General features: G+C 41.2%; 20 protein-coding genes. 10 read left to right on the top strand and 10 right to left on the bottom strand.

Annotated features, from left to right (window positions below):
• Positions 1-113: 113 nt before the first annotated feature.
• The 9 genes from POV26_RS09050 to POV26_RS09010 all read left to right on the top strand — a co-directional run bounded on the left by POV26_RS09050 (position 114) and on the right by POV26_RS09010 (position 9,324).
• Entirely contained in the window at positions 114-578 is a 465-nt protein-coding gene (locus POV26_RS09050; RefSeq protein WP_272856154.1) for a hypothetical protein, read from the top strand.
• A 218-nt stretch (positions 579-796) separates the two neighbouring features.
• Positions 797-1,270 (top strand): helix-turn-helix domain-containing protein, encoded by a 474-nt coding sequence (locus POV26_RS09045; RefSeq protein ID WP_272856153.1) that lies wholly within the window; start codon positions 797-799, stop codon positions 1,268-1,270.
• Positions 1,271-1,573: 303 nt separating this feature from the next.
• A complete protein-coding gene (locus tag POV26_RS09040) occupies positions 1,574-2,917 on the top strand; it encodes an amidohydrolase (RefSeq protein ID WP_272856152.1) in 1,344 nt (447 codons plus the stop codon).
• A 25-nt stretch (positions 2,918-2,942) separates the two neighbouring features.
• Complete coding sequence (locus POV26_RS09035) at positions 2,943-4,493, top strand: amidohydrolase family protein (protein ID WP_272856151.1); 1,551 nt, start codon at positions 2,943-2,945, stop codon at positions 4,491-4,493.
• Positions 4,494-4,786: 293 nt separating this feature from the next.
• Positions 4,787-6,118 carry a metal-dependent hydrolase family protein gene (locus POV26_RS09030; RefSeq protein ID WP_272856150.1) on the top strand — a complete coding sequence of 444 codons (1,332 nt, stop codon included), beginning with the start codon at positions 4,787-4,789 and terminating at the stop codon, positions 6,116-6,118.
• Between the two features lie 29 nt (positions 6,119-6,147).
• Positions 6,148-6,750 (top strand): hypothetical protein, encoded by a 603-nt coding sequence (locus POV26_RS09025; protein ID WP_272856149.1) that lies wholly within the window; start codon positions 6,148-6,150, stop codon positions 6,748-6,750.
• A 20-nt stretch (positions 6,751-6,770) separates the two neighbouring features.
• Positions 6,771-7,343, top strand: a complete 573-nt coding sequence (locus POV26_RS09020; protein ID WP_272856148.1) for a hypothetical protein — start codon at positions 6,771-6,773, stop codon at positions 7,341-7,343.
• A gap of 16 nt (positions 7,344-7,359) precedes the next feature.
• Positions 7,360-8,130, top strand: coding sequence for a hypothetical protein (locus POV26_RS09015; RefSeq protein WP_272856147.1), 771 nt, complete (start codon positions 7,360-7,362; stop codon positions 8,128-8,130).
• Positions 8,131-8,154: 24 nt separating this feature from the next.
• Complete coding sequence (locus POV26_RS09010) at positions 8,155-9,324, top strand: hypothetical protein (RefSeq protein WP_272856146.1); 1,170 nt, start codon at positions 8,155-8,157, stop codon at positions 9,322-9,324.
• Positions 9,325-9,507: 183 nt separating this feature from the next.
• Here POV26_RS09010 and POV26_RS15370 read toward each other — a convergent pair whose 3' ends face one another.
• The 9 genes from POV26_RS15370 to POV26_RS08970 form a co-directional block, all read right to left on the bottom strand.
• Positions 9,508-9,639, bottom strand: a complete 132-nt coding sequence (locus POV26_RS15370) for a GIY-YIG nuclease family protein (protein WP_419180013.1) — start codon at positions 9,637-9,639, stop codon at positions 9,508-9,510.
• A gap of 176 nt (positions 9,640-9,815) precedes the next feature.
• Positions 9,816-10,295 carry a GbsR/MarR family transcriptional regulator gene (locus POV26_RS09005; RefSeq protein WP_272856145.1) on the bottom strand — a complete coding sequence of 160 codons (480 nt, stop codon included), beginning with the start codon at positions 10,293-10,295 and terminating at the stop codon, positions 9,816-9,818.
• A gap of 78 nt (positions 10,296-10,373) precedes the next feature.
• Complete coding sequence (locus POV26_RS09000; RefSeq protein ID WP_272856144.1) at positions 10,374-11,987, bottom strand: efflux MFS transporter permease; 1,614 nt, start codon at positions 11,985-11,987, stop codon at positions 10,374-10,376.
• Positions 11,988-11,991: 4 nt separating this feature from the next.
• On the bottom strand, positions 11,992-13,107 hold the full coding sequence (locus POV26_RS08995) for an HlyD family secretion protein (RefSeq protein ID WP_272856143.1): 1,116 nt from the start codon (positions 13,105-13,107) through the stop codon (positions 11,992-11,994).
• Positions 13,108-13,130: 23 nt separating this feature from the next.
• Positions 13,131-14,453: a TolC family protein gene (locus tag POV26_RS08990; protein ID WP_272856142.1), complete on the bottom strand. Its 1,323-nt coding sequence runs from the start codon at positions 14,451-14,453 to the stop codon at positions 13,131-13,133.
• 786 nt (positions 14,454-15,239) lie between these two features.
• The gene (locus POV26_RS08985; RefSeq protein ID WP_272856141.1) at positions 15,240-16,013 is read right to left on the bottom strand and encodes a glucose 1-dehydrogenase; all 774 of its coding nucleotides are present in this window, start codon (positions 16,011-16,013) and stop codon (positions 15,240-15,242) included.
• 23 nt (positions 16,014-16,036) lie between these two features.
• Positions 16,037-17,779 carry an amidohydrolase gene (locus POV26_RS08980; RefSeq protein WP_272856140.1) on the bottom strand — a complete coding sequence of 581 codons (1,743 nt, stop codon included), beginning with the start codon at positions 17,777-17,779 and terminating at the stop codon, positions 16,037-16,039.
• Positions 17,769-18,218, bottom strand: coding sequence for a hypothetical protein (locus POV26_RS08975; RefSeq protein ID WP_272856139.1), 450 nt, complete (start codon positions 18,216-18,218; stop codon positions 17,769-17,771). Before POV26_RS08975 ends, POV26_RS08980 begins: the two co-directional genes overlap by 11 nt.
• Before the next feature lie 135 nt (positions 18,219-18,353).
• Positions 18,354-18,842 carry a GbsR/MarR family transcriptional regulator gene (locus POV26_RS08970; protein ID WP_272856138.1) on the bottom strand — a complete coding sequence of 163 codons (489 nt, stop codon included), beginning with the start codon at positions 18,840-18,842 and terminating at the stop codon, positions 18,354-18,356.
• Between the two features lie 125 nt (positions 18,843-18,967).
• Here POV26_RS08970 and POV26_RS08965 point away from each other — a divergent pair, with 125 nt between their 5' ends.
• Positions 18,968-19,981 (top strand): DUF481 domain-containing protein, encoded by a 1,014-nt coding sequence (locus POV26_RS08965; RefSeq protein WP_272856137.1) that lies wholly within the window; start codon positions 18,968-18,970, stop codon positions 19,979-19,981.
• Positions 19,982-20,119: 138 nt separating this feature from the next.
• On the opposite strand, the gene POV26_RS08960 is transcribed toward POV26_RS08965, so the two are convergent.
• Entirely contained in the window at positions 20,120-21,154 is a 1,035-nt protein-coding gene (locus POV26_RS08960) for an endonuclease/exonuclease/phosphatase family protein (RefSeq protein ID WP_272856136.1), read from the bottom strand.
• Positions 21,155-21,243: the final 89 nt, after the last annotated feature.

Genomic DNA, 21,243 nt, shown 5'->3' with positions numbered 1-21,243 from the left:
ACCCACAAATTAGGGTACAGTATTGCCAAAACCCTACAAATACACTAATAAAGAAAACCCTGCAATATTTATCATAATTAAATACTTAACTTTAAAACTTCAAAGAGCCCCAGATGATTCCAAAGAATGATTTTTTTGTTGTTTTTTCTTTTGCCGCCTGTCTGGTTGCATTGCTCTGCGCCGCGGTGCTGATATCATTCAGCAAGACCAATCGTTTTTCAAATAGACTTCTTGCCTTCGGACTCATGGGCCTGGGGGCTATTGTATTCACAAATACCCTGAATTACACGGACCTCTTTATCCGTTTTCCGCATCTCTTCAGGGCAACCTTCCCGTTGCATTATGCAATTCCCCCTATATTTTATCTTTATGTGAGGAGCGCGCTCTTCAACGAAAAAAGATTTAGGCGGTTTGATTGGGTCTTGTTCGTACCGGCCTGCTTACATCTTTTGGAATTTATGCCCTATTATATGTTGGGCGCAAATGAAAAAATTGAGATGCTAAAAAATCTCTACAAAGATCCCGCAAAGTTGGCAGACCACAGCCAAGGTTTATTGCCCCCTTTATCCATCCCTTGATCAAATCTTTATACGGTTTGGGCTGTACTTTTTTCTCCTTTAAATTATTATATGGAAGTAGGGAACATTTAAGGATCAAGGCCTCCACAAAAAGAAAAGTGTGGATATGGACCTATTTATTGACTTGGCAACTTGGCCTTTTTTATTTGATGATGTTATTCGTTTTTACCTTTCACGCAGAGCTTCCCAATCTAATCGATTTCGTGAACATCCCTGTTATGTTGGTTTTATTTACCTGTGCCCTAACACTTCTGTATAAACCGTTTGTGCTTTATGGGATTGATTTTGATCTTACGGACAAAAGTGATAAACAAGCTAAAAAAGAAATCGAAAATAAATTTTCCCTGACGGAAGAACAGATGCTTGATTATGAAGAAAGGATAACCTCCTTTTTCGAAAATGAACGCCCGTTTCTCAAACAAAACTATAAGATAAAGCAATTGTCGGAAGATATTGATATTCCTGCGCATCATCTTTCCTTGTTTATCAATGAAAAATACGATCTCAGTTATTCCAATTTTGTCAATAGGGCCCGCATCGATCACATTGTGGCCGTCTTCGGAAATGAAAAATCAAAACAACTTACTTTGGAAGGCCTCGCAAAGGAATCTGGCTTCAATTCGCGCAATACCTTTATTCGGGCTTTTAAAAAGTATTTAGGCCAAACCCCTTCCGAATATTTCCAATCGTAAATCTCAAATAACCACATTTTCATTCTTTTGAAACATGTTCCATTTTAGAAATTTGAACAAGTTTCTTTCTTAAATTCCTACAAAGTCGATACTTCGCTATTAACTTTAATGGGCGGTTAAACGTTTAGACCAAAATCATTTTATGGTTAAAACATTTCTGCTTTTGCACCATATTCATTTTAAATTATTGACTATCAGATTGTTTTTATAGCTGTTAATGAAAAAATGCAACGATAAAAAAACAAATGTTTCTTATAAGCTACAACTATATACCCCTATCAATCAACCTTAAAAAACTCAATTATGAATGTTCCAAAAAACTTCTTTCTCAGTGGCCTCCTTTTTTTTGCCACACTGACTTTCTGGGCGCAATCCAATGCCTCCGATCTAATTAAAAATGCCGTTGAAAAGGATTCGGAGAGACTCATAGAAATGTATAAAGACATTCACCAAAACCCCGAGCTGGGTTTTATGGAAACCCGAACAGCCGGTATTATCGCCAAAGATCTGAAAAGTTTAGGCTACGAAGTAAAAACCGGAATCGGTGTCACCGGCGTTGTCGGCATTATGAAAAACGGCGATGGCCCGACCGTTATGTACCGCGCCGATATGGATTGCAATGCGGTGAAGGAAACTACAGGATTACCCTATGCCAGCACAAAAGTAGTGAAACGCGAAGATGGCTCCGAAACGCCTGTAATGCACGCCTGCGGCCATGATGCCCACGTAACTTGGATGCTGGGCGTTGCCAAATTTATGGCCGAACATAAAGATACGTGGAAAGGAACCCTCGTTTTCGTTGGGCAGCCTGCCGAGGAACCCATTATGGGAGCTGTAGCTATGGTAGATGATGGTATGTATTCAAAATATGGGGTCCCGGAACCAGACGCCTTGATCGGAATGCACACGGCGCCCATTGCGGTGGGAATGATTGCCTGTGCAACTGGTGTCCGTATGGCCGGGACCGATCAGATCGATGTAACCTTTCATGGAATAGGCGGTCATGGATCAATGCCGAATATGACCAAAGATCCTGTAGTGATGGCGGCTGCCGCAATCATGCAATATCAGATTATTGTGAGCCGTGCCATTGCACCCCAGGATGCCGCGGTACTCACCGTGGGATCAGTGCAGGCGGGAAGCGATAATAACGTAATCCCTGCTTCGGCATTGGTAAAAATCAATTTGCGCTTCTTTAACGAGCGGGACAGGCAAATGATGATCAACGGCATAAAAAGAGTCAATGAAGGAATCGCCTATGCCTACGATCTTCCGAAGGATTTATACCCTACTATGAAAATGAAAGGGCACGCAGAGCCCTTGGACAACAGCAAAGCCCTTACCCAACGCATTCAAAAAGCCACGGGGAAATTATTGGGTGAGAAAAATGTTTTGAAAGAAGACGTTTTTCCAAGCGTGATGGGTTCCGAAGATTTTCATCACCTCGTGCTGCAGAACGAAAAAGTAAACTACTCGTATTTCCAGGTTGGGGTGGCCGATCCGGATCGTTTTGCGCAAGCTTTAAAAGAAGGAAAATCGTTCCCGTATTCAAACCATAACGGCGATTTTATCGTGGAACTTTCTTCAATTCCATTAGGTACAAAAATTGGGATTACCGCTTTATTGGCGTCATTTGAGAATGAATAAAATATTCACTTATAATCCTTAAATTATGAAGCAACTTACTCTAATTCTGGCTTTTTTTGTATTGAATTGTTATAGTGCAGCGGCTCAGAAATCGCAAGCATCAGATTATGATATCGTTATTTTAGGAGGAAGGGTAATCGACCCTGAAACATCCTTGGATGCCATAAAAAATGTGGGCATCATCAATGGAAAAATCGAAACCATTACGGACGAAAAAATTTCCGGCAAAAAAGCCATCCATGCCGATGGAATGGTCGTTTCCCCAGGTTTCATCGATCTGCACAGTCACGGGCAGAGCGTTGTGGCGGATAGAATGCAAGCCTTTGACGGGGTTACCACCGCCCTTGAACTGGAATCTGGAATTCTGCCGATCAGTGATTGGTACGAAACCCAAAGTACTATTCCTAGAGTCTTGAATTATGGTGCTTCTGCCGGCTTCACATTTGCCCGTATTTCGGAGATGGAAGGCCTGAAGATGGAAGCAGATCTTCGCTGGTTTCAAAAGGCATTTGCATTGAACAAATGGGTTAATGACCCCGCAGGTCCCGAACAGGTCGAAAGAATCGTCGATCGCATAGAACAAGGCATCAAGGACGGCTCTATCGGGATTGGCGTCAATCACGGCTATGCTCCGGGGGCAGGGTACAAGGAAATTTTAGCGGTCCATACCTTGGCGGCAAAATATGGCGTTCCCGTGTTTACCCACGTGAGTGGGGATTTTCCCAACGATCCCAAAAGTGCCGCAGAAAGTGTGGGATGGATTATCTCTTACGCCGCCGCAGTGGGAAGCCAGGAACATATCTGTCACTTAAATAGCAGTAGTCTAAAAGACAGTGAGACCACCACCAAAATGGTCCTCGGAGCTCAAAAAAGAGGTTTGCCCATAACTACTGAAGCCTATACCTACGGTGCATCAAGCACTACTATTGGTGCCGCTCTTTTTAACGAAGAGGCACTGGTTCAAAAAAATATCAAGTTCTCACAGATCGAGATCAACGGGAAACCATTGGATGAAAAAACTTTTTATGAAACCCGAAAAAATGCCCCGGGAACCATCGTTGTTTTCAAGTTTCTCGAAATGCCAAAGGAAGAAGATATTCTTGACAGAACGGTTCTATTTCCCGGCGGGGCGATTGCAAGCGACGGAATGCCGTGGATAGGTAAAAATGGCGAAAACATACCTGATAACGATACCCAATGGCCATTGAGCAAAGATTTATTCGCACACCCGCGAAGCGCGGGCACCTATACCAAGTTACTGGCACATTATGTAAGGGATAGAAAGGTATTGACCCTTTCCGAAGCCATTGAAAAATCCTCCCTGATTCCAGCCCAAATTTTGGAAAAATCAGTTGAGCAAATGAAATTCAAAGGAAGGATCCAAAAAGGAATGGATGCAGACATTCTTGTTTTTGACCCGAACACGGTTCAGGACAGAGCGACTTTCACGGAACCAAACCAGACTGCCGTTGGTATGAAATACGTCTTCGTAAACGGAACAATGATTATTGACAATGGCGAATTGGTCACCGATGCGCATCCGGGGAAACCGATACGAAGAGAGATTACGAAATAGCCCTTGGTTTATCTCTATTTCGTTTAAGATCTTTTTTTGATTTTACCACGAATATTGTAAAAAAGATTTGCCATGAATTTGAACTAAGACAATAAGACGTAGGACATAAGACTAAAATATGATACTCATAAACCGTAATAATCTAAAAATTAGTTATATGACAAATATTTTCAAAACGAATGTCCGAATGTCCTATGTCATAGGTCCTACTGTCCTATGTCAATTTTATGATAGAGATAAATGGACCATAATTTTCGTGATATACCAAATTTATAAACTAAAACTCCAACCCAATGAAAAAAATTAATATAATTCTCGTCATTTTAAGCCTGTTCTGCTTTTCAGCAACGGCGCAGAAAACTATTCTTATTAACAATGTGGAAATTTTCAATGGCAAGGATCAAAATACCACCAAGGGCAATGTGTTGATCCAAGATAACCTCATCACAAAAATTTCAACCAACCCAATTCCTACCAATAAAAGCGGCAACACAACCATTATTGATGGAACGGGCAAGTTTTTGATGCCGGGACTCATTGACGCCCACTCGCATATTATGTTCGAATCTTTGCCACAAGTGATGGGCATGACTGCTGATTATGCCTATATCGCGCTTTTCGCCGCACAAGCCGCTGAAAAACAATTGTTGAGAGGTTTTACTACCGTTAGGGATTTGGGAGGTGGTGCTATCGTGGTTCAAAAAGCCATTAATGATGGTATTGCCGTGGGTCCAAGAATCTTTCCAAGTGGTGCTTTTATATCGCAGTCCGGAGGCCATGGTGATTTTGGCCTTCCTACGGATGTACCTCGAAAAATCGGGGAATTGTCCTATGCGGAACGCAATGGTATGATTGCAATTGCCGATGGGGTAGATCAAGTGCTCTTACGTTCGCGGGAACAATTGCGGCAGGGTGCTACGCAGTTAAAGCTAATGGCAGGCGGTGGTGTGGCTTCCAATTATGACCCTATAGATGTAGTGCAATACACCGAAGCCGAATTTAAGGCGGCCGTTTCCGCTGCCGAAAATTGGGGCACATACGTTACGGTTCACGCCTATACGCCCGAAGCCATGCAACGGGCCATAAATGCGGGAGTTCGCTGTATCGATCACGGACAATTGGCAGACGAGGAAACCGCAAAGTTGATGGCCGAAAAAGGAATCTGGTGGAGCTTGCAACCCTTTTTGGACGATGAGGATGCCATACCGTTTCCCGAAGGGTCGGCCAACAGGGCAAAACAATTATTGGTAACCAATGGTACGGACAACGCCTATAAACTGGCAAAAAAATATAAAATCAAGACCGCTTGGGGCACCGATTGCCTGTTCGATCCAAAATTAGCGACAAGACAGGGCGCCCAATTGTCAAAATTGACAAAATGGTACACGCCGTTTGAGGTGCTTAAAATGGCAACCCATGACAATGCGCAACTTTTGGCTATGTCGGGCCCGCGCAACCCGTATCCAGATGGCAAATTGGGCGTTTTGGAAGAAGGAGCCTATGCCGATATGATTTTGGTAGATGGCAATCCCATCCAAAACATCAAGTTGATAGAAGATCCCGAAAAAAACTTTCTTTTGATAATGAAGGACGGTGTTATTTATAAGAATACGCTCAACAAATAACTTTTATTCAATTATTTAAAAACCTATATATGAAACGATCCATACCCATTCTATTTCTTTTATCCATTTTCATTTTAGGTTGTGGCAGCGCACAGCAACAGAGCTCCTGGAAATCGCCAACCTACAAAAAGGAAACCTATCGCAAGGTGATGGTCTTGGCAAAAACCTCTGATGAATTGGCCCAAAGGCAATTGGAGGATGCCACGGTGCAACAACTTAAAAGTAGGGGAATTAATGCGATTCCCTCTTATTCCAATATGGATGCGACCGATATTTCTTCTGAAGAAAACTTTATCGCAAAGGCAAATGCACTTCAGGTTGATGCCGTATTGGCCTATTCCTTCGGCAATGTAAAATCGGAATACCGAAAAAAACCTTCCTTAAATGCAAATGTGGGCGTGCCCGTTAAATTAGGGATTTTCCGTGCGTATTTGGGCACTAATGTACCATTGGCCGGAGGAAACAGAAAGGTGGAAACGGTCAACGGGCAGGCCGCATTTTACACACGCAATGGAACTTCTATTCAATGGAGCCAATCCCTTACCGGAAATTTAAAAAACGGCACCCAAAATTTGGCAACAGATTTTGCGAGTGAAACAGTAAATAAAATGGTAGCGGACAATTTGTTTTAGAAAAGTGAAAAACAATTATTGTGAGCAATCTGAGAACCTTCATATTAAAAATAGGCTTTTGTTTCCTATCTATTTGTTCCACATTGGAAGGAATTGCGCAGGAAAATGATGTGCACGATGCGTTTCACAAACACCATATGTTGGGCATCGTTTTGAGCCATACACAAATAAGTCAGGGTGTACAAAGTGATGGCGATAAAAAATGGCAGGCATTCCCGTCTATTGGCATCAATTACAATTACAAGTTCCATCCCAAATGGGCTTTGGGCCTTCACAATGACATCGTTATAGAGGATTATGAGGTTGAAGAGCACCTAAGAAGCGGTGGAGGTGGCAATAAAACCCTTGAACGCTCTTATCCAATTGCCACCGCAGTGGTGGGAAGCTATAAACCCGGAAAACATTTTAGCTTTTTAATGGGCGCCGGCGGAGAGTTTGCGCATACGGGCAATTTGTTCCTCGTCCGCGTTGGCGTGGAATATGGGCTTCATATAAACCCAAAATGGGAGATGAATATAAATTTAGTAAACGATTTAAAAGTAAACGCCTACAATTCCTTTGCGTATGGCATTGGGATTTCAAGACTATTTTAATCTAAAACCAATCACTATGAAAAATTATCTACTCTACCTTTTTTGCCTCTTTTCTTCAATAGCTTTGTACGCACAGGATGCCCCAGAGTCTGATATTGAAGGGGAAATTGACCCATCCAAGCCTACAAACCTTTACACCCAGGTAAACACCGCTTTTGAATATCAAAGTGGAAAAAACCAGGATTTGTACGGCTTGCGGACCAATATCCAATACGCCTTTGATGCCAATAATTTGGTTTTGGCCGAAGTACCGCTGCTCTATAACGACCGGACTTCCAAGTTTGGACTGGCAGATATGCGTATCCGGTATTTTAACGCCGTAAAGCGAAATATCACCGAAAGGTTTATCGCCATCGTCCCCTTTGCCGATGTTTCCTTCCCCACGGGTTCTTTTGAAAATGGGCTGGGTTCCAGTAGTTGGTCCTTGGCCGGCGGGGTTATTTTTGGTTTTGTGGCGAGCGAAAAGCTATCGCTATTTCCCGGAATAAGCTATGTGCATCTTACCAAACCTACCACCGATTTGATTCCGGAGGCCGTAAAATTCAGCAGTAACGGGATTGGGCTGCAATTCAACGCCAGTTATGTATTCAGCAAATCGCTTTATATGTTCATCAATCCAACGCCCACATTTCTGAACACGGATGGCGATTGGAAGACCATTTGGAGCGGAGAAACGAACCTCAACAAGATAATAATCCCCAATAAATTTAAAATGAATGTCGGGTGGCTGCCCAATTTCACTAACGAGGTACACGTATTTCGACTTGGCGCTACCTTTTATTTGTAGCAAATACCTATGCTCTGAAAACAAATGTCTGTATTTGGAAAAAATAGCTTAAGATTAATCACATTCTTTCTTTGCACAGGGATGATATTGCTTACACTGCAATCCTGCTCCCTGATCCGTATAGAAAGCGCGCAGGAACCCTTGGCTGTTAAGGACCTAAATACGCGCCTGCTTACCCAGGAATTCGTTGGGCAGGCCATGGATTTGACCCAAAGAGCTGCCGATAGCATCCTAAAAGAGAATCCGCCCGAGGAGACCAAAAAAATGCTATTGCTTTGGCAAATCAATACCGCCGGCCAACTCAAGGAACTGGCGTTTCAGGCATCGCCACAGGTTGCGCTGCTGGATGTTTGGACCTATATGTTGAAGACCAAGTATTTTTTTGAGGATCAGGATATTGTGAATTTGTCTTCACAAACCGCCAACATTATAGAAGATGCCACTTCCAAAAACGCTTCCAAAATTGAAAGGATTGCCAACAAGGTCCTGAATAAAAAAGAATTTCAAAAATATGCTGTTTTCGTTGGGGAGCAGGCAAGAACAGCCCCGTTCAGATCTACCAATTTTGAAAAAATCACCTCGGTAAGGGAAGCCTATTTGGAAATGACAAATACCCCGGACAGCCTTTCAGTCAAAACCGTAGGAACCTTGTCTGAAGTTGTGTCAGATCTTGGCAACCGGATAAGTTATGGAACCGAACTTACCAGAAAGCAACTGAAATGGGAAACCCAGCTTTACTTAAAGGAAAAAGGTCTGGATACCGTTAATGTGGAAGAAAAGTTTGAAGAATTTCAGGCCCAAATAGACCGTTTGATTGTAGTGGCCGAAAACTCCCCGGAACTGCTGGACAGTGCTTTGGTAAATTTCCGAAACCAAATAGACCCTATTTTTATGGGGTTGGAGCGAGGCGTGTCATCCTCAGTTTTAAGGCTTTCTGCCGAGCTTGCAGCCGTAGATTTTATGGTTGAACGGGAAAGGATTGCCTTGGATTCATTAATAAAACGCGAGCGCCAAGCCCTCACTGAAGAAGCCCATATAATCGTTACTGAAGGTGTGGAAAATACCATGGCGGAAGTAAGAAAAATCATTGGTATCATGACCATTTTCGCAATCATTTTTTTGATCGTGCTTTTGGGCCTGCCGTTTTATGCGGGCTATCTCTTGGGAAAAAGAAAGCAGAAATCGGATAAATAATAACTCATTTTATATTATTTGAAATATATTTCTGAAAAAAGGAATTATTATGTACCTACTCTGTACCCATTGCAAAAAAGAAAGGCTCCGCATTTCTGTCGAGCCTTGTCTTTGATAGTAGCGGGAACTGCCCCGAAGTCTCGGGGGAACCTGTGTCCGCGGCGGCGGATATGGGCCAGCGGACTATTCAAATGGTAGGTTCCGGCGGATCCATTCGCGCCCCATACTGCTCTTGAGATATTTTTCAAAATCCATGGCCTCTATCTTTGTTTTGAAAAACTGGACAAAAACCACTTGCCACGTCCGGAAACGAATCGTTCATCCCGTTTTGAGGATGATCTACTATCCGTCTGTACTTAGTAGAAAAGCTTCAGTGAAAACTGGAGTTTTTTTTATAAAGACTCCCGAAAAAAAGCTGGAACCGTGTCTTTCTATGCTTAATCGAATTTGGCTTATTCGTCTTTTTAATAATTTAAAGTCGTTTATGGCTATTATAAACCTTCAATTTCGTCCATTTTCCGCCTAAATCCTTCGCTTAATCTCGTGAGATATTCCTGATATAGGATTGCTGCGGATTGTTCATTTTTAAACTTTTCCGGATTGTGCTTTTTATTAAACTCGTTTATCTTCCTTACTACCTTAACTTCTTTTTCAAATAACTGGCTGTACTTTTCTATGGCAGTTTTTACGTAGAATTTTGAAGCTTTAATGTAGCGTTTGCGTTCCCCGGGTTTTGTGAAATATTCTATATATTCAAGTTTGACCAATACGCTAAGACTGTTGGAGACCGCGCTTTTACTAGCTTGATGTATCTCTGAAATATCTTCAAACGTAAATCCGTCATCCGAGGCGAGAATCAGCGTGGCGTAAATGCGCGCGGCAAGTGGGGGCAAGCCAGCCCGTTCTTCTATCACTATGCCTATTTCTTCAATTAACGAGCTGTGTTCCTTCGATATTTTTTCTTTTAGCATACCTTTTTTTAATATTTCTTAAACAAACAGGTTTAGATCTTAGATCTTAGGTCTTATGTCCTACAGTCTTATGTCTATCTAAACCGCCACAGCACTTGCGGATTTAATTTCTTCTTCCAATGCTTCTTCTTCCTCCAATTCTACTTCGCGTACATAGCCTTTTGTAGATTGGCCTTTAAGACGTTTGCGCAGTAATACAACACCGCGTTTGCTCAAACCTTCGAGATTTAGAAATGAGACATATACCAGTACCGCGCCACCGAGCAGTACCAATAATCCGTACAACCGCTTTGTGGAAATAAGAAGTGCATCGAGGTTCAGGGTTTTGTACAATCCCATTGCGGTTTGTGGGGAATAGGCAGAGGCATCCATTTTTCCTGCCATATTGGTCAAGGCTTCCAAACTCCAAATACTGTCTATATAATTGAATCCAAGACTCCATAATCCAGGGCCTATCATCGTTCTTACAATAATCATTACCGCCGCAGCTCCCAACATGGCATCCGGATTTAGATTTCCGAGCGCGTACAACCAGACGCCAATAAACAAGACCGCCATCCCAAACCCGCGGATTATATTTGGGATAATCAATTGCTCATAACTCAAGCCGCGCGAAACCAAGAAATACATCAATACGTAGTACAGGATAAAAGCCGTAAACCCCGTAAGGATGTATATTTTGAGCGATTTGTTCTTTACCAACCATTTCATACTAAAAACGATTGCGATAAGCAGCCCCGGAATCATCCAAAGGTTAAAGGAATTGTCCATCACTGAATCAAAACCAAGAATTCCCATCGTGATTTTACTTTGAAGCGAACCTCCCGCCAAAAAGAAACCAAGCATCAATAGCATCATAGTTCCGTGAACGACACTATAGTTTTTAAGAAACCCAAATTGTATAAACGGGTTTTCTTTCAATCGTTGGTTGATGGCGTACAGAATGCTTCCCACCACCATTATTCCCACGGCCAGCATAATATTATCTGACCTGAAATAGTTTTGCTGTTTTGCAAAGGAGATGAAATACGCCAAAGCCAAAAACACGCTCGTAAACAAAAATATTCCAGTCCAGTCGATTCCTTTTAGTGGAACCTTTTTATCATACCGCTGGTTGTGCATAAAAATCAATGCCAGGGCGGCCAGTGCCAACATAACAATTGCCATGATAAAATTGGCGTTTTGCCAAAACGTGCCAAAGCCAAAACGCACCATTAGATACCCTGCCAATTGCGGAAACACGATTGCCGAAGGATAGAATATGGAATAGAATTTTGGTCTGTTGCCATCGGGACTGATTATAAACATCGTCGGTAAAATAAGTTCGATGAGCGCAAACATTTTAAGAAACCCGATGAAGAAGGTAGAGGAAACAATTACGATAACACTATCGGTAGTTCCGATCATAAAGCTTGCAATGGCCAGAAACAGGAGCGTGCGCACCATTAAAAACTTGGTGTAAAACCGCAATTTATATCTGAAGATGAGTGGCAGGCTAACGCCCATTCCTACCACCCCGGCATAATTGGCAAAGACAATCCACTCGTTATGGGTGCCGAGGCTGCCTACCATATAACTGATATTTCCCGTATAAACCCCATTTACCACTAAAATAGGGATGAGGAAAACAATGATTAAAATTAGCATCAACGGCTTGGGAACCCAATCTGCAAATAAGCCTTTGTTGTACATTTTATTAATCTTTTAGCGTCATTACCACGTTCATTCCCACACGTACTTTTTCTAATGCTTTTGGGTCGTTGTTTTCAGTAAATTCTATTTTTACGGGAATACGTTGTTGCACCTTTACAAAGTTTCCTGCAGAATTATCGGTAGGGATTGCGGAATATTCGGAGCCGGTGGCGGCTGAAATTGAAACTACTTTGCCTTCAAATTCGGTCTTTCCAATGGCATCTATGGTAAAAGGAATTTTATCGCCTATTTGAACCAATGGCAATTGCGTTTCGAGCAAATTGGCTTCAATCCACTTCTTATCGTTTTGCACCAAGGCGGCAATCTGTTGTCCTGGCTGGATGTACTGCCCCACGGTAATGGTTCTTCTTCCCATTACGCCATCTTCGGGAGCGGTGATTACCGTATATTTTAAATTGAGTTTTGCCCTTTCCAGCCCTGCTTTTGCGGCCTCAATTTGTGCATCGCTAACGGCAAGTTGCGATTCTGTTTCATTTGTGGAAAGCTGTGCCGTGTTTTTTTGTTTGCTCAAGGCGTTGTATTGCGACTGTAAGGTTTTTACTTGGGTTTCAATTTGCTGATATTGCTGCAAGGTAACGGCGTCATTTTCCAACAGGTTTTTATAACGTGCCAAATCTGCTTTTGCGTTATTGAGCTGTGCCTGTACGCCCAACATATTTGCCGCAACCGTACTTTCACCGCTACCCACACGCGCTATGGAAGACACTACCGCAGCCTTACCCGCTATGGCTTGGCTTAAACCTGCCTCGGCTTGGGCAATGGCATTCAGAAAATCTGTTTTATCGAGTGTAAGAAGTGTATCTCCTTTTTTAACTGCCTTGTGCTCTGTGAAATATATTTCGTCTATATATCCCGGAACTCTCGAATTTACCGGGCTTATATACGCCTTTACCTGGGCATCGCTCACATAGGTGTCATCATTAATATGAAGATAATTTTTCACCACAAACCAGATAACCAGTAAAGTGACGATAAATACAAAGGCGTTCAAAAGCGTTAGATACAGTTTGTTTTTTTTCTTCACTTTCGGTGCTGCTTTGGGTGCCGCTTCAGGAGTTGTTTGCTGTTTTGTTTCTGATTTTGATTCTTTAGTTGCCATAGTATAAACTTTAATTGATGGTTTTATAATTGTCCTGTAACCCGAAGGAGTTTTACGTAATTCAAAATAATGTCTGTCTGGTCATCGAGCATCTGCAATTCTGCCTGCAATTTTGTGTTTGCCGCATCGATTATTTCAATATAGGTGACCAACTGGTTTTTGTATTTCAATTCCGTGATTCGGTAATTTTCATCTGCGGCCGTTTGGTTGATTGAACTTACCTCCAACTGTTCAATCGCCTGATGATAGTTGTTAAATGCGGCGTTCACATCGCCTTCAATACGTTGTCTTACCGCTTCTTTTGCTTGTGCGGCTTGGTCAATTAATATTTTATCGACTGCCTCCTTTTTAGGATTTTTAAACAAAGATTCAATATTATAAGTGAGACTTAAGCCCACTTGATAGGTGTTTGAATATAAATCTGCTGGGGTGCCCGAGGTTTGTGGGCGATTGGCATTATAACCCGCAAATCCAGCTAAAACAGGAAACCTATCCGTTCGGGTGAGTTCCAGATTTTTTTCGGCTATTGCTATCTGTGTATCGCTTGCGGTTAATTGTGGGTTTTTCTGAAAAGCAATTTCCCGATAAAACGCTTCGTCTTGTTCCCGAATTTGATGGTTGATATTGTCTATAGTAGGAACAATTAAAATATTCTCGTCAAGTCCTGCGAGCAGGGTAAGATTTTTATTGGTAATTAAAATAGCGTTTTCAATCTGTAAAATGCTTTGTTCCAATTGGCGTTCCAGTACTTGGGCACGGAGCATTTCGTTCTTTGTAATCATATCCTGCTCATAGAAATACTCGGTATTTTTTGTACGCTCCGTAGCTAAATCCTTATTTTTTTCGAGAATCTTTTTTTGGTTTTGTAGATTGTAAAGGTTGAGATATAGTTCCGTCGCACTTAGCTTAATGCCTTGCTCAGTGTCTTCCAGTTGGTTTTCAGAAAGCGTTTTGCTCATTTCAGCAAGTTGGATGGATTTGTTGATTTTTCCACCTGCAAAAATCAATTGACTGACATTCATATTAAACTGATTACCGAAATTTGGAATATCTACTGTTTGCAATTTTTTGAAGTTCGTATCGTAAATGCTCACATCGCTTAGATAGAACCCGCTCACATCGGTACTTATATTTGGAAGCCTGTTGACTTTCGCTTCGCCAATGCGGGCATCGGCGACGTTCACAGCTGTGTTTGCCAATTTTAGTTGAATGTTATTTGTCTGAACGCTTTCGGCAAGTTCTTGAATCGTCATTATTCGTTCCTGCATTTGTTGTGCAACTATTGTATGGGTATTCAAACCGAGCAGCGTAAAGCTTAGAAGCATTAGATATTTTAAATTTTTCATCTTTTGCATTTTCAAGTTTATTGTTTTTACTTTATTTCAATACTAAATTGAGTACAAAATTACGTTTAGTTCGTAACATTACGAACTAAACGGGATTAATATTATGTTAAATTTTTAGCTATGGTATGACTTTTATATGAAATTTGATTGTTCGCAATGCCTTATAATATAATTGCCACCCTTTCCCAAATACCCTGAAGGTTCCGCTGGGACCGATTGACAAGTCCTGGGTTTTCATTCTTATGATACTAAAAACCCATCTTCCAAATTCACTATAGTTTACATCTGGGGGACAATAATAAATTCGCCCTGAAAGGGCGGAAATACTTTAACATCGGGCAACGCTCGATGATGGACCTTATACTTCCAAAGCCCTGAAAGGTCGTAATAGTTAAGGAACGGTTGCCATTGCCCTTTATGCCGCCCTTTCAGGGCTGGTTTTAGACTAGTTGCGCACCCATAAGGTGTTGCCTTATGTTATGGTAGGTTGCCCTTTCAGGGCATATTCGTTTTATAGCTGATTACGGGATGGTTTTTATTTCGTGGATAACTTGAGCGGGGCGCTCGCGATTATAACCTGATTAGTGCATCGCTTCCATAAGATGCCTTTTCAAAAACACAAGGTTGGTTCTTGTTTTCTTCATCTTCAAAAGGTTTGCGTGGGAAACTAAGCACGCAGCCTAATAAAATAGTCGTATTACTGATTACGGATAAACAATATATGAAATAATTAAAGCGACCATAGCCATAATAGTCGCTTTTTTAAAAGTTAACACTTCTTACAACTTACTCAAGCGTCTGCTCTCCACCGCCATTTACAAAAATGGTCTGTCCGCTTACCCATTCAGAGATAGGCGATGCAAAATACAGCATAGCACCTGCAATATCATCCGCAGTACCTAAACGTTTGATAGGAGTGTGCTTCAACATTGTTTCTTCAATCTCCGGTGTCAATACACTTTCAAGGGCCGCCGTTCTAGTTGCGCCAGGGCCTACGGCATTTATACGTACTTCCGGGCCAAAATCGTGGGCCAAATTTGCCACGGTATGGTTTACGGCTGCTTTGGAACCGCCATAACCACTCATATTAGGGCTTTTGTTTACGCTAGACATAGAGGTTGTAAAAACGATAGAGCCGTAGCCGTCCTTTTTCATATACGGTACTACCAATTGGCATAACCTCCAACCGCTAAAAACGTTAAGTTCATAATCACGTTTAATATCATCTACGGAAATTTTTGAGGGATTTTCGCGTCCGCCCCCGCCGCCGCCAGCGTTGTTGATTAAGATGTGGATCCCGCCTAATTCCTTTACTGTTGTTTCAACAAGGTTTACTAGGTTATCATCTTTTAATACATTACATTCCACAGCAATAGCCTTTACGCCTAATGCTTCAATTTCTTTAGCTGCTTTTTTAGCATCCTCTAAATTGAAATCCCCAATAGAGATATTTGCGCCGTGCTTTGCCAAAATTAAGGCAGTCGCTTTTCCTATTCCGTTTGCACCGCCTGTTACGATAGCTGTTTTTCCTTTTAGATTGAATAATTCCGATGTTTTCATTTTAATCTGTTTTAAATTATTATTTATTGTTTTTTAAATACTGTTTTACCTTCTTTAATGGTTTCCAGCACTTGGATATCTTTAATGGCCATAGCATCAACTTTCAAAGGATTTTTATCCAAAATCACGAAGTCTGCCAATTTTCCTTCAGATAAACTTCCTTTTGAATCCTCTTCAAAATATTCGTAGGCTGCATTTGTGGTAATGGCTTGAAGTGCTTGATACGGCGTAGCTTTTTCACTTTCTCCTATAGTTGCACCCGAACGCGAGACACGATTGACTGCAGACCATATTGTAAATAATGGATTCACTGGTGTTACCGTGGCATCAGAGTGATTTGTTGGTTTTAGACCTATGCGTATCGCAATAGCCATCGGACTTAAAAAACCTGCACGTTCTTTTCCTAAATTCTTAACGTGCTCATCGCCCCAAAAGAACGCGTGATTGGTAAAAAACGAAGGTTCCATATTGTACTTTTTAAAGGTTGCCAACTGGTCTGGGCGGACAAACTGCGAGTGGATTACAATGGTTCTTCGGTCTTTGTCCAATGGCTGATTTAATTGTGCGCAAGCATATTCGTGAGCCTCAATGACCATATCAATAGTCGCATCGCCATTGCTATGAATAAAAAGCTGATTGTCGTCGGCATAGGCGGTTACAAATAAGTCGTTCAGTGCTTCTTTTGATAAACTCGGTAATCCTCTACAATCGTGAGAACAGCCTGGTACTTCCGTTTTAAATGGTTTTGTAAAAAATGCAGTCTTTCCTTGTGGCGAACCGTCTGCTACTATTTTTGTTCCCTGAACTTTAAAGTGGTTTTTATAGGTTTTAAAATGAATTGTACTATCCTTTAGATTCGCTTTCAAATCATTGTTGCCCCCTAATGCTATCAAATCTATCTTCAATTTACCTGCATCTGCTTGGGATTGGAAAAATTTAATAGTATTCCGGTCAGTCATTCCATCTTGTGCGGTTGTAATCCCGTTTGATGCATAATATTCTTGCGTGGCATCAAAATATTTAGCTTGGTCTTTCGCGAGAATTTGAAGCATATTGCCCACAAATGGATACATAGCCGTTTCCTGTACCAAACCGTTTGGTTCTTTAGAGTTTGGCATTCTCTCAATATTGCCGCCATCGGGATTTGGCGTTTCTGCTGTAACATTCATTTTCTTAAGTGCCATCGAGTTTGCAACGCCCATATGTCCGCTTGTGTGTTGCAGATAGACTGGATTGTTGGGAAGAACTGCATCAATTTCACTTTTGGTCGGGTGGCGTTTTTCCTCCAACTGGCCATCGTCGTAACCCCAACCAAAAATCCATTCGCCATCGGGTATGTTATTATCAACTTTATAGGCTTTTATTTTTTTGGTGATATCTGGAATGTTTGTAACCGTTCCTACTGGCTCCGGGTTCAAATCGACTTGACCCATTGAATTTGAAACCATGCCAAAATGACTATGTGGGTCAATGAAACCAGGCAATAATGTTTTACCTTTTAGGTCTATTCTTTCCACTTCGGGATATTTTGCTTCGGCATCCTTTCTGCTTCCGACGAAAACAATCTTACCGTTTTGTTCAACCACAGATTCAGCATATTCTGGTGTATCAGAATTCATTGTAATTATATCTCCATTGTAAAACAATTGAGAAGAAGATGCCGGTTTTGTTTCTACAGCTTTTGAAGCTGCCCCGTCTTTACAACTGTAAAAAAAGACTGCTGCCATTAAAATGTATAATGCGTTTTTCATTTGATTAATTTTCAAGTTCTTCAATTATAATGCTTTCCTTTAAGGTAAGATAATTCACAATTCCAGAGACAATCCCGGCGATAATTCCTATGATAACCAATGCAGAAACCAGCGATACTTCAACTGTTCCCATATATTTTTGCCATAAAACCGCCAATGAGGTTAAAACCCCAAAAGTGAAAAATCCGTGCTTTATTGTAAGCCAAAGAGTGGTTGGGAAAAACGGTGCTTTTTTCTCTTTGATCCCGAAGTAGGCAACCAAGGTAAGAATCATTGCCAAAGTAATGGCCAGCATAACTGCCGTACCCAAAACGGTAACCTCACTATTGGTTATTGAATCGACCGAAATGGGAATGGAGTCCATATCCTTTAGGAAAAAATACTGAATTCCGCCATTAATGATAGCATTGATAATACCTGTGGTTATGGCACCTTTTATAAGTGTAGTTCTCATTTTAATTATTGGTTTAGTTGGAAAGTTTTTCTGAATTAAAGTACAAAAGTACAATTAGTTCGTAACTAAACGAACCAAATTATGTCAAAGTATTGTTAAAGTTTGATTTTCAGGAATTACAGGCGGTGCGGCGACTTATTGCTTCTCGCTTTCGCGAAAATGCTTCATATTATCAATAACCGTTTCAAGGAGCTTTTGCTTGTTCAGTAGATATTCCTGAAAGATATTGCCTAAGGTTTTTTCCTCCATAAATTTGTCGGGGTGGTATTTCTTATTGTAGGCGTTTATTTTTTCTACCATTTGCATTTCCACATTTATCTTTTGAAGTTCGGCCTCCAGTGAAATTATTTGGGAATCTTTGGCAAGTTTAAAATATCGCTTACGGTCTCCGGGCTTGGTATATGAAGCGACGTAATCGAGTTGCATAAGCACATTGATATTTACGGAAGTGGCGCTCTTACTGGCCTTTATTGTTTCCCTAATTTCGTCAAAAGTAAGCCCCTCGTAAGTCGATAGAATTAAAAGTGTATAGATTCTTGCGGCCAACGGGGAGAGCTTTAGCCGCTCCTCAAGACTAAAACCAATTTGCTCTATGAGTTGCGCTTGTTCTTGTTGTTGGGACATAATAAATTTGTTTTTAAATGCTAATTTACATTTAGTTCGTGTGTTGACGAACCAAAAGTGAATAAATCTATGTTAATATTATAGTTCGTATTTTCGCGAACCAATAATTCCTAAGCATTTTAAACTTGAAACAGCTAATTCTTCTATTTTTATTCCTAAGCGCTACATTTCAATTATCAGCTCAAAACGATACCATCGTCGTGAGCAATAATCACCTTATTGTCGGTACTATAAAAGATATGTACAGGGGAGTTCTCAAAATGAAGACAAGTTACAGCGACAGTGATTTTGCGATAGACTGGTCCCAGGTAAAACGTATATTTTCTGAAAAGGAATATATCATTTCATCTACAGACGGCGAGATTTATAATGGTGCACTGGGCAGTGAGAATGATAATGAAATCGTTATTTACAGTGCTGATTCTATAATTACAACTATTCCTTCAGAGAACATTGTTTACCTACGGACCTTAAAAGCCACTTTTATAAGCAGGCTTTCTGCCTCACTTGCCTTGGGATATAATTTTACCAAATCTAATAATCTTGGCCAAATCAACCTGCGAAGCACTTTGGGATATAAAGCACGAAAGTGGACAATCCAAGGGAATTTTAACGGTATTTCGGCAACCAGGGATGATGTTGAAGATGTGCAGCGATTGGATGCTGCGTTATCGTATCGTTATTTTTTGAAAAAAGACTGGTATCCGCTGGTCGAGATTAACTGGCTTGCCAATACCGAACAAAATATAAAACTACGTACTGTTACCCGAGTTGGAATAGGAAAGTATATTAAACGTACAAACGATATGTATTGGGGCGTTCAAGTGGGCACGTCCTATAACAATGAGAGCTTTACCGAGGGAGCTGTAACTTCCCAAAATAGTTTAGAGGGTTTTATAGGTTCCGAACTAAACCTTTTTGATATTGGGGATTTGAGTTTGCTTACCCGCGTAGTGGCTTATCCTGGAATCACCGAATCCGGAAGACTGCGTATGGATGGGTTGATGGATTTACAATATGATTTGCCTTTGGACTTTTTTATCAAACTTGGTTTTACCGTGAACTATGATAATAGATCCACCCAGGCCTCCAATGAATACGATTATATCTTTCAGACCTCTTTTGGTTGGGAACTGTAAGATGCACGCTATTTAAGAAATTGGAGCAACAATAAAGCTTTTAACATCACATTCACAAGCGCTTCAGAACCGAAAACCATAGCTTTCTTGTTGCTTATAAGCTGCGTGCATCATCATATTTCAATGATTTTTTGCAATCTAGTCTTTTCCTTCCTCAATCAACTCCTCAATCTCCCCTTTTTCATCCCCATTCAGCTTCGGGTTTTTTGGGGTTTGGACTTTTTTTTTGTGGTGAATTTCATAATACATGGCGAAATGGTCACTACCAAAATTTCTGGAACGCACCATTTTCCCTACGTACAGATCGCGGGTGTGGAAAAGATGGTCCAACGGAAAACGCAAAAAGAAATAATCTGCGTGATAGGTAGAAAAGAAACCCCGGCCCACGCGCGGATCGATCATTCCCGTCATTTTTTTGAAAAGTCGGGTGGTGCGGCTCCAGACCACATCGTTCATATCGCCGCAAACTACGGTAGGCTTGTCCAAATCACGAATTCTTTTTCCGGTAAGCATCAGTTCGGCATCGCGCTCTTTTGAAGTTTCGTTTTCGGTTGGGCTGGGCGGCGCGGGATGCAGGCAACAGAAAAAGATAGGAGGATTTCCTGCAAGAGGAAAATCGAAAAAGATTGAAGGCTTATCATCTTCAATCTGGTATTTCACTTCCGCGTTTTTCACTTCCTTTTTGGAGTAAAGATGCATTCCGTAAAAATTTTCCAAAGGCACTTTTACGGTGAACGGATACTCCTTTTCAATTTCCGAAAGACAGTTTTCCCAGTCTTTGTTGCTTTCCATCGTTAAAACCAAATCGGGGTCAAAACGTTTTATTTCATTCAAAAAATCTGGGTAGCAGGAATTGGTCTGCAGCACATTTCCCGCCAGAATAGAGACATGGCCATCGCTCTCGGCCTGCGATCTCCTTCTGGGAAAAAAAGAACTGTATGGAAATACTTTATAAAGCTGATAAAGCATGGTGGCGCCCAAAGCTGCAAGCAATATCCAACTAAAAACAGTAAAATTTTCTTCGAAATACAGAAACAAACACAATAAAATAAGTTGGATAAATAACGATTGAAGCCTCACAAAATCAGCCGTGCGGAAAAACCAATGCGGGTTTCCCATGGCCGGAAAGAAAGGGCTGATGATAAAGAAGATTATCAGGATGTATAGCGCCATTTTTCAAAGATAGTTTTTTCAAAGTGCTAAACCGTACAATTATCTTTTTTGCTAAAACACATATCCCTACTTTTACGCTTTCAAAAAAA

Source organism: Aequorivita todarodis (assembly GCF_028561335.1).
Lineage (GTDB): Bacteria > Bacteroidota > Bacteroidia > Flavobacteriales > Flavobacteriaceae > Aequorivita > Aequorivita todarodis.
The sequence above is the reverse complement of the archived record's forward strand: the minus strand, read 5'-3'. Positions and strand labels throughout refer to the sequence as shown.

Excerpts from the sequence above, each read along its gene's own strand:
- POV26_RS09050 (WP_272856154.1), top strand. The coding sequence starts at position 114 with ATGATTCCAAAGAATGATTTTTTTGTTGTTTTTTCTTTTGCCGCCTGT.
- POV26_RS09045 (WP_272856153.1), top strand. The coding sequence starts at position 797 with ATGTTGGTTTTATTTACCTGTGCCCTAACACTTCTGTATAAACCGTTT.
- POV26_RS09040 (WP_272856152.1), top strand. The coding sequence starts at position 1,574 with ATGAATGTTCCAAAAAACTTCTTTCTCAGTGGCCTCCTTTTTTTTGCC.
- POV26_RS09035 (WP_272856151.1), top strand. The coding sequence starts at position 2,943 with ATGAAGCAACTTACTCTAATTCTGGCTTTTTTTGTATTGAATTGTTAT.
- POV26_RS09030 (WP_272856150.1), top strand. The coding sequence starts at position 4,787 with ATGAAAAAAATTAATATAATTCTCGTCATTTTAAGCCTGTTCTGCTTT.
- POV26_RS09025 (WP_272856149.1), top strand. The coding sequence starts at position 6,148 with ATGAAACGATCCATACCCATTCTATTTCTTTTATCCATTTTCATTTTA.
- POV26_RS09015 (WP_272856147.1), top strand. The coding sequence starts at position 7,360 with ATGAAAAATTATCTACTCTACCTTTTTTGCCTCTTTTCTTCAATAGCT.
- POV26_RS09010 (WP_272856146.1), top strand. The coding sequence starts at position 8,155 with ATGTCTGTATTTGGAAAAAATAGCTTAAGATTAATCACATTCTTTCTT.
- POV26_RS09005 (WP_272856145.1), bottom strand. The coding sequence starts at position 10,295 with ATGCTAAAAGAAAAAATATCGAAGGAACACAGCTCGTTAATTGAAGAA.
- POV26_RS09000 (WP_272856144.1), bottom strand. The coding sequence starts at position 11,987 with ATGTACAACAAAGGCTTATTTGCAGATTGGGTTCCCAAGCCGTTGATG.
- POV26_RS08995 (WP_272856143.1), bottom strand. The coding sequence starts at position 13,107 with ATGGCAACTAAAGAATCAAAATCAGAAACAAAACAGCAAACAACTCCT.
- POV26_RS08990 (WP_272856142.1), bottom strand. The coding sequence starts at position 14,453 with ATGAAAAATTTAAAATATCTAATGCTTCTAAGCTTTACGCTGCTCGGT.
- POV26_RS08985 (WP_272856141.1), bottom strand. The coding sequence starts at position 16,013 with ATGAAAACATCGGAATTATTCAATCTAAAAGGAAAAACAGCTATCGTA.
- POV26_RS08975 (WP_272856139.1), bottom strand. The coding sequence starts at position 18,218 with ATGAGAACTACACTTATAAAAGGTGCCATAACCACAGGTATTATCAAT.
- POV26_RS08970 (WP_272856138.1), bottom strand. The coding sequence starts at position 18,842 with ATGTCCCAACAACAAGAACAAGCGCAACTCATAGAGCAAATTGGTTTT.
- POV26_RS08960 (WP_272856136.1), bottom strand. The coding sequence starts at position 21,154 with ATGGCGCTATACATCCTGATAATCTTCTTTATCATCAGCCCTTTCTTT.